Consider the following 10,023-nt stretch of genomic DNA (forward strand, 5'->3'; position numbering starts at 1 on the left):
AGCGGCAGGGCCAGGTGAATGCGCGACACCTACGGAAGGGTGGAGCTGATCATTCGCTATCGAACGGAGTGGGTCCGTGGAATCGCAGCTTCGATGTCCTGCGCGAGACCGGTGAATGCGTGCCCGCGATCCCGTCCGCGGAGCTTGCGCAGCAGGTGGTGGACGTGGGCAATATTTCCGGCACTACCGCGGACAAATGGACCCGGTTCGGTCTCGGCCCGGATCGCGTCGATCTCCGTGGCTGCGCCGCTGGTGGCGGAATGTCTCGCTGGACATGTCGTTCTCCATCGGGTGACCGCCGACCGCGGCGAGTTCCCGGCCCCGAAGGCCCGGTCCGGTCGTCTTGTCAACTGCGATCGGGGAACGTGAGGTCGGCGTCCTCGCGGTCGCGGTATTTCGTCGCCGACAGCGACCCCAGCAGTTTCAGGGCGTGGTCGCTCGGCGATCCGGGTTCGGCTTGATAGATCACCAGTTGCTGACCCGGCTTGTCTCGCACATCGAACGCCTGGAAGATCAAGCTGAGAGCGCCCACATCGGGGTGCAGAAGTTCTTTGGCCTCCGCCGTTTTACCGCGCACATGGCCTTGTTCCCAGTACCGGCGGAAAGCCGGGCTCGCTGCCGAGACTTCATCCACCAACCGGGTCAGACGGGCGTCATCGGGGTCGTGCCCCACCGCCAGACGCAGGGACGCGACTGTGGACTGCGCCGCGCGATGCCACTCGGTGAAGAATTCCGGGCCCGCGGGATCGGTGAACACCATGCGTACGAGGTTGTCCGTGTCGGTGAAGGAGGAGAACAGCGCCTCGGCCAGCCGGTTCGTGGCCAAGATGTCCAGCGTCCGATTCAGCACGAACGCCGGAGTCGAGGCGTAGGTGTCCATCAGCTGCAGAAGCATCGGGCTCACCGGTTCCCGGCCACCTCCCCTCGACGCCGGCACCAGCCGGGCCAGCCGGTACAGATGCATCTCCTGATCGGCGTCGAGGCCGAGCGCGCGGGAGAGCGCGTCGAGCACCTGGGCCGACGGGTTGCGTTCCCGGCCCTGCTCCAAACGCGTGTAATAGTCGGCGCTGAGCCCGGCGAGGAACGCGACCTCCTCACGCCGAAGCCCCGCGACTTTACGAACGCCGTAGGTCCGGACCCCGGCTTCCCCGGGCGAAACCTGCGCGCGACGCGACCGGAGGAAATCTCCGAGCTCATTGGACGACATACACCGAGGGTAGTTCCGAACCCGGGCTCGTAGGTGGGCGCGATACACCCACCCAAGCCCGGCGCCGCCACCGTCTTGTCCGCTTCTGCGGCTTGCCGGGGTGGGCGGCACCCAGGTAAGGCGCGGCCTGTTTGCCCTGCTGGGACCCGGACAGAATCAGCTCATGCATTCGCACGAGGCGATCGATATCGAGCATCAGAGGACAACCATGGACAGAGCGGACGTCGTCGGTATGTGGGTGACCGGCGATGGGCACATCCGGCAGGAATTGCGTGCAGACGGTCGCTATGACGAGGCCAGGGGCTCGCGTCGCAGCGCCTACACCGGCCGCTACACGGTGACAGGAAATCATCTGGACTACGTAGACGACCTCGGCTTCACCGCAACTGGAGATATCCGCGACGGCGTGCTCTACCACGAGCACCTCGTCCTGTACCGAGAGGACCGAGCATCGTGACGCAGACCATGACAGGGCTGATCACCGGGGCCGGCAGCGGCATCGGAGAAGCTCCCGCACCGAAGTCGGCCGCTTTTATGAACATGCGGTCGCGGCTACGGGCAGCAGTTGGGATCCAGGACCTAGCACAGCGCGGCGAGGGCGCCCTGTTTCGATCATATTCTTCGGCCGCGGCCGAATCCGCCGTCCGGTCATGGAGGACGCTGGAGACGCACGATCTCCTACACCGACAACTGAGCGAGACACTAGATTCGTTGACCTGGTCTAACCGCCGCTGCCAGGCAATGAAGCCCGTCTGTGAGGGCGGCTCGCTGGTCTGCGGTGAGGCATTCGGTGAGTGAGGTTTCATAATCGAGCAACTCGCGGACTATCCGCTCGATCAGCTCATGCCCCCGGGGGGTCAGGGTGACAAGAACACCGCGGCGCGACGCGGTGGTCGGCTCGCGGGTGATCAGGCCCGCGGTCTCGGCGCGGGCCAGTCGCTGCGAGATGGCACCGGCCGTCACCAGACCACGTGCGGTGATCTGTCGGGTAGTGAGCTGGTAGGGCGCACCGGCACGACGCAGCGTACTGAGCAGATCGAGAGTGGACTCGTCGATACCGAGCCGGGCCAGGGTGCGGCACCGCTGATCGCTCAGCAGCTTGGCCACTCGCCACAGTGGCGTGATGACCTCGATGGATTCGGTGCGGGCACCCGGTAATTCGCGTTTCCAGGCGGCGGCGATCTGCTCCGCCGTCGGCACGGTGTCGATCGTTGCGCCCGACATCCCTCGTTCTCCTCATGTATGTTTAGAGCTAAATATATAGAAGGAGGGTACCGATGGCCAGAACCATCGTGATCACAGGCGGCAGCCGGGGGCTCGGGCGGCAGGTGGCGCGGCGCTTCTCCGACCTGGGAGAGCATGTGGTGATCACGGGTCGCTCGGACCGGGTCCGGGAAACGGCTGCCGAGCTGGGTGTCACCGGGATCGAATGCGACGCGAGCGAGCCCGCGAGTGTCGATGCCTTCGCCGCGCAACTCGGTGACGGCGCGGACGTGCTGGTCAACATGGCCGGCGGCAATGCCGATCTCGCCGGTCCCGCACCGAAGTCATTGAAAGACCTCGCGGCGCAATGGAATGCCAACCTATCCGCAAATCTTCTCAGCGCGGTGCTGACCACCTCGGCGCTGCGGGACCGCCTCCGCCCTGAAGGGGCGCTTGTCAATGTCGGCTCGATCGGTGCCGAGTACGCCTCGAGCTCCTACGGCGCGGCCAAGGCCGCCCTGGCTGCCTGGTCGGCCGGCCTCTCGGCCGAGCTGGCGCCGACGGGAATAACGGTGAACGTCGTTTCCCCCGGCTACATCGAGGATACCGACTTCTTCCAGGGCAAACTCACCGCCGAACGCCGTGCGCAGCTGATCGCGGCGACGCACGACAAACGCCCGGGGCGTCCCGACGACGTGGCCGGCCTGATCGAATTCCTGGCCTCTCCGCAGGCCCGCCACATCACCGGTCAGACCATTCACCTCAACGGCGGCGCCTACACCACGCGCTGAACTCCACTCGGCGACATCGCGCGCGCAGGCGGTCCACGGCCAAAAGCGAATGCAGGCCAGGTCCATTGCCCCCCAGAAGAAGTGCACGGGGCCGGCTTTGCCGGTGAAGCGTGCGCCTAACCTGTTGCAGATCTGGTCCGCGGTCACCAACTGGCGCCAGAGCGCATAAGCGTGATCGCGGTCGTAGGCGGCGTGCTCGGTGTCCTCGGCGAAGGAATCGAGCGCTCGAGCTCGACCGGCCTCGCCGAGATATCGCCGTCGATATCGAGCTCGCGCGGCGCGGCCATGACCTCGGCGTCGCCCGCCGACGGCGTGAGCGGTCTCCTGCCGTGATACCGGTCATCCACCCACTTCGGGGATCTTCGTGAGCAGTTCACTTACGTGAAGGTGGGGTATCGCACGGGAAAGTGTGTACTTGTCGGGACCACCGCCTGTGTTGACACTCATCCTGTGAACGAGACCGCGGAATCCCCCCGAACAATGCGTAGTGGAACTTCATCGGCCGGTCAGAAGGTTCCGGTAACCGTGCTCGGGACGGGATCGATGGGTCGCGCCCTCGCCGAGGCGTTCCTGGCGGCAGGGCATCCGACCACCGTATGGAACCGCACCCCGCAACGGGCGGCTCCGCTGGTGGCCGCAGGCGCCGACCACCGGCTCGCCCTCGCCGATGCCCTCACCGCGAGCAGAGTGATCATCAGTTGCACGAGCACATTCCGAGCCGCACGCGAATGTTTGACGGGCGCCGAACCCCGGTTGGCCGGACGGACCCTGATCACCCTCAACAGTGGCATTCCCAGCGAGGCACGGGAATTCGCGGCATGGGTGAAGGGCTGCGAGGCTCGCTTCCTCGCCGGAGCGATCAAGAATGTGCCTTCGGCCGTCGGCAAGCCGGACACATTGCTGTATTTCGGCGGTGAACGAGAGGTCTTCGACACCCACCAGGCAACATTGCGGGCTCTCGGCGGCGACCTCGTCCATCTGGGCGACGACCCGGATCTGGCCGCCCTGTACGAATCGGCCGTCGGCGCGACCCTCCTTCCCGCACTGCTCGGGTTCTTCGAAGGCGCGGCGCTCCTGGCGGCGCGCGGCATTCCCGCGCAGACGATGGTGCCCTACTCCATCAAATGGCTGCAGATGATCGAGTCACTACTGCCGCTCGTGGCCGGAGAGATCGACGATCGAGACTACACCCGGCTCGGTTCCTCGATCGCGTTGTTCCACGACGCGATCCCCGACGACGAGAAGCTCGGCGCAGACTCGGGCGTCGATATGTCCTGGCACGCTCCCATGCATCAGCTGTTGCACCGAGCAGTGGCCCAGGGGCGGGGTGAGCAGAGCATCACCGCGTTGATCGAGCTCCTGATATCCCACCGCCCGAGCCTGTGACCACGAACCCCGGTCCCGATACGGTAAGGAAGCATCATCATGTCGCGAGCAGCCAGTTCGGTGACCGTTATCGGTCTGGGACCGATGGGACAGGCGATGGTCAGGTCATTGCGGGCTTCAGGCCTCGAGCTCACCGTCTGGAACCGTAGCCCGGAAAAGGCATACGCAATGAAGGAATTCGGCGCTGCCCATGCGGAGACGGTCGCGCAGGCACTCGACGCCGGCGAAGTGATCGTGGTCAGCCTGACCGACTACGCCGCTATGTACGACGTCCTCGAGCAGGCTGTCGACCACCTGCCGGGCAAGACGATAGTCAACCTCTCATCGGATACGCCAGCAGAGACACGCGCTGCAGCGAGGTGGGTCCGTGCACGCGGAGGTCGATTTCTCGCCGGCGGAGTGCTGGCCGACGGAGAGGGTCTCGGGGGTACGGACTCTCTTGTCTTCTACAGCGGCGAACGTGAGGAGTTCGATTCATGTGCCGAGCTACTCCGGCCGCTCGGCCGGCCCGAGTACCTGGGCGTGGAGGTCGGGCTGGCGCAGCTGTACTACCAGGCCGTGCTCGCCATCTTCCTGTCCGGGCTGCTCGCGTTCGAGCAAGCGCTTGCCATGATCGATCGCTCGGGTGAACCGATCGCGCGATTCCTGCCCTACGCGCAACAATCAATGGGAGATGTGACGGCGTTGTACGCCGCGGTTGCCGCTATGGCGACCGACACCGGCGGGTGGCGTGACATCGGACATCTGCGCATGATGACGGCCGGTGCCGGGCACGTGGCCGAGACCGCCGCAGCCGTCGGAGTGGACACGGGTTTGGCGCGCGCGGTACAGAACCACTGGCTTCGCGCGTTATCCGAGAGCGAGCGAACCGGTGTGCCGGTGTCGACCTTTCAGGTCCTTCGAGGCTGTTCATGAGATGAGGCTCTGCTGACTATCGAGAGGCAGCTTCACAGCTGTTCAGCGATGTTTCCGGGTAGAAGATGTCCAGTAGCAAACCTATGTGTGGACCGGCGTGTGGTGGTTGGGTGGGTGGTTTCGAGAGACACGCGGATGCACCTGGCGGCGAGTCCGATGCGTGCCGCAGCGCGATGGTCTAGGTCTCGGTTGTCGTGCCGGCGTCGGTAGCGGTCGCGGCACTCTCGCCCGCTCCGGCCAGGCCGGTGAACAGCCAGGTCAGCGCCGTCTCGAAAAGCTCTTCGGGGACGGCGTCGGGGTCTATCCGGCGCTGTTTCACCAGCCCTTGGAACAAGGCGAAGACCACCGTGGCGATCGAGTCTGCGGGCGGGTGCACCGCAGGGGTTCCGCGTCGCCGGAACTCCGAGAGGATGAGTTGTTCGAGTGAGTGCCGGGAGCGCCGAACACCGTCGGCGAGAATGGGCATCGAGAGCCGGCGATTCGTAGTCCTGCACCCGCCCAAGTTCGGGCTTCGCAACCAGAAGTGGGGTTTGTACGAACCGCCGGCTCCGATTCCACGGAATACACCTCTGGCAAACCACCGATCGGCGATGGTCGGCCAGCACAGGGCCCCGTCCTCGACGAGGTCGAACCGCGGATCGGGATCGGACTCGGTGGGCAGGTGGTCGTAAGAATTGGGGAAAGGGGACAACAGGTCCCACTCGGCCGGTCTGCAGACCGCGCTGCCGCCCGGCGGTGGCGAGTGCATCGGAGCGGTGTTCGAGGTCGGCCGGGTCCTGTTCGGTGAAATATCGGCCACCGAGGCCGCGGGGAAACGACGGCGGGCTGCGCAGAGTTCAGCGACCTGGGGCCTGGGGCGGATGTGGGGCCGCGGGGTAATACGGTGCAGGGTGCTGCGGAGCGGGATACGGCGCAGGGTAGGGCATCCCATACGGCCCCGACCGGGTGGGACGATTGGCTGTCACGGCCCGAACGATTCCGCTGACCGCACTGGCGAACAGGGCAGTGAACAGGAAAAGGACCGTCGCCAGGTACGCGATCCGGAAACTGGTCGTCTCCGACAGCGCTCGATTGACAAACGGTGCGGCCACGGCGGCCAAGGCACCGAGAGCGGCCACCGCCGTGGCCGCGACAGCGCGCGGACCCTTGATCCGTCGTACCACCGCCACGGCCACTCCCACCGCGACGCCGGCGCCGAGCCCGCTGATCGCGCGGCCCACCAGCAACATTGCGCCGCCACTCGCAAATGAGGTGAGGAAAACACCGATGATCATGAGACCGAGCGCGGGGACCAGCAGCGCCGTCGGAAAACGCCCGCCGAGCAGGAAGCCCGGCGCGAATGTGATCGCGGCGGCGAGCAGATACGGAAGGACGCCCACGAGCAGGAATTCCCGAGGCAGCACACCGATGTCCATCATCATATGGGACACACGGCCGGCCTCGTACACCGAGGTAGCGGTGAAAAAGCTGGTGATCGTGGCGAGCGCGGGCCCGATCAGTGCCCACCAGGGAAGTTCTGCTCCGGACACTGCGAGGTTCCCTGTAGGCGGGATAGCGGCCATGCGCTCACGATAGCCGCTGTTGTCCGCCTGGCGCCGGGTTGTGCCGCGTTCGGTCAGGCGTCGTCGATCCGGAAGAGCACACACCGGCCGGCCAGCGCGGCGAACTCGTCCGGATCGTCGCTGGTCACCACGCCGGATTTGATCATGACCGGCACCCCCGTGGGCACCAGCCGCGGAAACTCCCGCAGCACCGGTTCGCTTTCGCTCGCCGGGATCTCCACCAGCCGCACGGTGCGCCGACGCCGTCCGAGCTTCAACTCTGCGGTGTCCGCGGCTTGTACGTTCTTCACCCAATCAGCACCGGGAATACCGCCGAGAACATATTCGACGCCGTTGTATTCGAACGGTGTCACCGGTGTGGTCCGGGGTTTCCCCGATTTCCGGCCCGGCACGGTGAGCAGCGCCATCGGTAGCGACACACCTACCCGGCTGACGGCGACCATCGCCCGGTTCATCGGTTTGAGCCAACGGGGGATTCGGACGGTGCTCTCGTTTGCCACATGTACTCCTGGGGAATTCGGTGTCGACGGCCCTCGCCGAGATGAGCGGCCCGGGGTCGAGGTTATACCGCGGCGCGGTCCCACACAGATCGATGGATCGGTCTCTTGGGAGCGTGGATGCCAGGTTCGCCATACCGGGCGATCCCGTTTCAAGCTGATTTCGGTTCATACAGCGCTTCCCGGCCCAGCGGGCGGGCTGCTGCGAGGGCGGACCGATGAGGTTTACCGGAGGGCCTCCCCTCGTGGTATCGCTACCACGGATGAATGACCAACGTCTGACTGCACCTCAACGCGTGGGCGTAGTGGTCGATTCTCCCTCCGGACACAAGTTGTAGCGCTTTGACCTGCAGTTATTTGTTGGGCGAATATGTCGGTTCCGGCATTTGTGCAGGTTGGGGGCGTGGGGGTTCAAGTCGGTGGGGGATATCGGCAGAATTAGCAAGTCCCTGTTTATACCGGTCATGCCTCTACCGCCTGCAGCGGTTCTGTGTGCGATCTTGCGTCGGAGCCCAGATCACGATGACCACACCTGGGTTTATCGGTCCGACTGTCTACCGTGCCGACCGTGTCGGGATACCAGTTGGTCCGAGCCGGTCGAGGGGGCCACGTTTCCGGCTTGGACGCTCAGGGAAGTTCATCAGTCGGTTGCTGCCGCCTCTGGTTGGCCAAGCTGGCACCGTCCACCCGTGCCGCTCCGGGATCGAGCCGTGCAGTCAGGCATCAGATCGCTCCTCTTCACCGCCGCTGCCAGTTTCACGGTGGTTCTCGTTCTGCTGCTTAGCGCATTCGATAATCATGCGGAGTAGCGCGTGAGCTGCTTCCTGGTTCAGAACGGGCAGGTCTTCCAGTGTCACGCCAGTGATCGGCTTTACGGGAGTCCGGGTTCATTGCGGTATCTATAGCCCCGGAGCGGGGCGTCTTGCCGGAACCGAGGTCGAAGGTCGTTCCCGTGTCAATGCTGCAGGGCTCTCTCCTGTGGGAGGCATGGGCCCGTAGCAGTCGGCGTCGAGAATCCCCTCCGCGATGACCAGTTGCCGGCGGGGTAGGCAGGTGGTGGCGATGAGTTTGATCAACTCGATGATGAACGCGCCGGGGTTGTCGGGGTTCGCGCAGGATGGTGCGTCGAATGTTGTCCTGGGCGATCAAGGTGGATCGGCCCTGGTCGAAGTGCTGGTGTAGGGCGCGAGCGACGGTGGATTTGCCGGATCCGGAGTTGCCGCGCAGCACGAGCAGCGCGCCGTCCTGTGGCAGGTGGGGGAGTGGGCCGGCCATGGCGTCACGCTAGCGTTCGCGGTGAAACTGTTTCGAGCTTGATGGCATTCCGCCGATCGAGTCGGCGACCATCGCCGCGGCGAGCGGCAGATCCACACTCAGCGCCAGAACCGCGGCCACCGCGAGCAGGAACGCGGTGATAGTAACGGGTTTACTGCCGAAGCGGTCCGCCACGCGCGCCGGCACCTACTTGCCGGCCGCCATCGGGTCGTCGGCGCCTTCGGTGGCGAAGCAGGCGTCTTCTCCGGTTACCAGCCGAAGTAGCTGCGGATGAGTAATTCGTCTGCCCGTGGCTCGGGTAGACGGAGGTTTTTTGGCGCGCATCCGAGGAGTGGGTGGGCGTGTTCGGTGCGGTCGGTGGGGTGGTGGAACAGGATCAATTCGATCACTGTGTCGACGTATGCGAGCGCCGTGGTCATCAAGGTGACCGCGAAGGTGGCCAAGTCGCCGACGGTCGTCGGTTCGGTTGACAGGACCGCGGTGCTCGCCTTCCAGACTCCGAGTTTGTCGGCCTGTTGCTGGGTGAGTTTCACATCGTGGAGCCGGTCGAGGTTGATGGCGATGGTGGTAGCACTGCCGTATCCACGGCTCAGTACCGGCCCGGTCGGCAGTACGGCCTCATGGATGTAGTTGCGCAGTGTCGAGGTGATGTAGGCATAGGTCCGGTGCTCGACGATCCGGTCCACGATCTCGCCGGCGGCGTATTTATCAACGATGTGGCTGGTGATCAGGGCCGGGGAGTACAGGGTCTTGGGCTCGTTCCTCTTCGGTGCCCGGCCGTCGTGCAGCCGTCTGAACAGTCGGCCGAACGTATCGAATACCGCGGTCAGGTAGAGCAGTTCGCGGTCGAAGGCCTCGCTGACCTGCTCGGTGGTATCGGCGGTGGGTGTGTGCGGCCCGTTGTGGGTCGACAGGGCGGCCAGTAACTGGTCGAGCGCGCGCAGCGCACGCTGGGCCCGTGCCGAGATCGAACCGAGGTCGGAGACGACATCGGTGTGCCCTCCCATCAGGGCGGCCACCATCAGGTGGCGAAGTAGCGGGATGTGGCTCTCGACGCCGATGTGGTACACCTCGCTGACCGATCCGGCGCGCAGATCGTCATAGACGATGACGCCTGTTCGGTTGTACCGCAGGCTCAGGTTTCCCGTCATGCGCAGGTAGTGACCGAATATCGGAAGAAGGTCGGG

The 10,023-nt window shown here is 65.1% G+C and carries 11 protein-coding genes and 3 pseudogenes; 4 read left to right on the forward strand and 10 right to left on the reverse strand.

Features of this window, described 5'->3' with window-relative positions:
• Window positions 1-346: 346 nt before the first annotated feature.
• Window positions 347-1,207, reverse strand: coding sequence for a helix-turn-helix domain-containing protein (locus NF4_RS21705; RefSeq protein WP_063129180.1), 861 nt, complete (start codon window positions 1,205-1,207; stop codon window positions 347-349).
• Window positions 1,208-1,370: 163 nt separating this feature from the next.
• Here NF4_RS21705 and NF4_RS21710 point away from each other — a divergent pair, with 163 nt between their 5' ends.
• On the forward strand, window positions 1,371-1,664 hold the full coding sequence (locus NF4_RS21710; RefSeq protein WP_063129230.1) for an Atu4866 domain-containing protein: 294 nt from the start codon (window positions 1,371-1,373) through the stop codon (window positions 1,662-1,664).
• A gap of 245 nt (window positions 1,665-1,909) precedes the next feature.
• Here NF4_RS21710 and NF4_RS21715 read toward each other — a convergent pair whose 3' ends face one another.
• Window positions 1,910-2,431, reverse strand: coding sequence for a MarR family winged helix-turn-helix transcriptional regulator (locus tag NF4_RS21715; protein ID WP_063129181.1), 522 nt, complete (start codon window positions 2,429-2,431; stop codon window positions 1,910-1,912).
• 53 nt (window positions 2,432-2,484) lie between these two features.
• Between NF4_RS21715 and NF4_RS21720 the strand changes: the two genes are divergently transcribed.
• Entirely contained in the window at window positions 2,485-3,201 is a 717-nt protein-coding gene (locus NF4_RS21720) for an SDR family NAD(P)-dependent oxidoreductase (RefSeq protein ID WP_063129182.1), read from the forward strand.
• A gap of 48 nt (window positions 3,202-3,249) precedes the next feature.
• Here the strand turns inward: NF4_RS21720 and NF4_RS40095 are convergent.
• Window positions 3,250-3,405, reverse strand: a pseudogene (locus NF4_RS40095) (DUF5996 family protein); the annotation flags it as partial.
• A gap of 321 nt (window positions 3,406-3,726) precedes the next feature.
• Between NF4_RS40095 and NF4_RS21725 the strand changes: the two are divergent.
• Together NF4_RS21725 and NF4_RS21730 are read left to right on the forward strand one after the other, a co-directional pair.
• Window positions 3,727-4,587 (forward strand): NAD(P)-dependent oxidoreductase, encoded by an 861-nt coding sequence (locus NF4_RS21725; RefSeq protein WP_232330590.1) that lies wholly within the window; start codon window positions 3,727-3,729, stop codon window positions 4,585-4,587.
• A gap of 39 nt (window positions 4,588-4,626) precedes the next feature.
• Complete coding sequence (locus NF4_RS21730; protein ID WP_063129184.1) at window positions 4,627-5,502, forward strand: NAD(P)-dependent oxidoreductase; 876 nt, start codon at window positions 4,627-4,629, stop codon at window positions 5,500-5,502.
• A gap of 178 nt (window positions 5,503-5,680) precedes the next feature.
• On the opposite strand, the gene NF4_RS38710 is transcribed toward NF4_RS21730, so the two are convergent.
• From NF4_RS38710 to NF4_RS21750, 7 genes and pseudogenes are all read right to left on the reverse strand, one after another.
• The gene (locus tag NF4_RS38710) at window positions 5,681-5,878 is read right to left on the reverse strand and encodes a hypothetical protein (RefSeq protein ID WP_198165405.1); all 198 of its coding nucleotides are present in this window, start codon (window positions 5,876-5,878) and stop codon (window positions 5,681-5,683) included.
• 460 nt (window positions 5,879-6,338) lie between these two features.
• The gene (locus NF4_RS21740) at window positions 6,339-7,031 is read right to left on the reverse strand and encodes a hypothetical protein (RefSeq protein WP_063129186.1); all 693 of its coding nucleotides are present in this window, start codon (window positions 7,029-7,031) and stop codon (window positions 6,339-6,341) included.
• A gap of 86 nt (window positions 7,032-7,117) precedes the next feature.
• On the reverse strand, window positions 7,118-7,519 hold the full coding sequence (locus NF4_RS21745) for a nitroreductase family deazaflavin-dependent oxidoreductase (protein WP_084533310.1): 402 nt from the start codon (window positions 7,517-7,519) through the stop codon (window positions 7,118-7,120).
• 758 nt (window positions 7,520-8,277) lie between these two features.
• Entirely contained in the window at window positions 8,278-8,418 is a 141-nt protein-coding gene (locus tag NF4_RS39375) for a hypothetical protein (protein ID WP_232330591.1), read from the reverse strand.
• Between the two features lie 262 nt (window positions 8,419-8,680).
• Window positions 8,681-8,836, reverse strand: a pseudogene (locus tag NF4_RS40100) (AAA family ATPase); the annotation flags it as partial.
• Window positions 8,837-8,845: 9 nt separating this feature from the next.
• A complete protein-coding gene (locus NF4_RS37905) occupies window positions 8,846-9,010 on the reverse strand; it encodes a hypothetical protein (protein ID WP_157120491.1) in 165 nt (54 codons plus the stop codon).
• 74 nt (window positions 9,011-9,084) lie between these two features.
• Window positions 9,085-10,023 (reverse strand): annotated as a pseudogene (locus tag NF4_RS21750) (hypothetical protein); the annotation flags it as partial.

This window comes from Nocardia fusca NBRC 14340 (assembly GCF_001618425.1).
GTDB lineage: Bacteria > Actinomycetota > Actinomycetes > Mycobacteriales > Mycobacteriaceae > Nocardia > Nocardia fusca.

Excerpts from the sequence above, each read along its gene's own strand:
- NF4_RS21705 (WP_063129180.1), bottom strand. The coding sequence starts at position 1,207 with ATGTCGTCCAATGAGCTCGGAGATTTCCTCCGGTCGCGTCGCGCGCAG.
- NF4_RS21710 (WP_063129230.1), top strand. The coding sequence starts at position 1,371 with ATGCATTCGCACGAGGCGATCGATATCGAGCATCAGAGGACAACCATG.
- NF4_RS21715 (WP_063129181.1), bottom strand. The coding sequence starts at position 2,431 with ATGTCGGGCGCAACGATCGACACCGTGCCGACGGCGGAGCAGATCGCC.
- NF4_RS21720 (WP_063129182.1), top strand. The coding sequence starts at position 2,485 with ATGGCCAGAACCATCGTGATCACAGGCGGCAGCCGGGGGCTCGGGCGG.
- NF4_RS21730 (WP_063129184.1), top strand. The coding sequence starts at position 4,627 with ATGTCGCGAGCAGCCAGTTCGGTGACCGTTATCGGTCTGGGACCGATG.
- NF4_RS21745 (WP_084533310.1), bottom strand. The coding sequence starts at position 7,519 with ATGAACCGGGCGATGGTCGCCGTCAGCCGGGTAGGTGTGTCGCTACCG.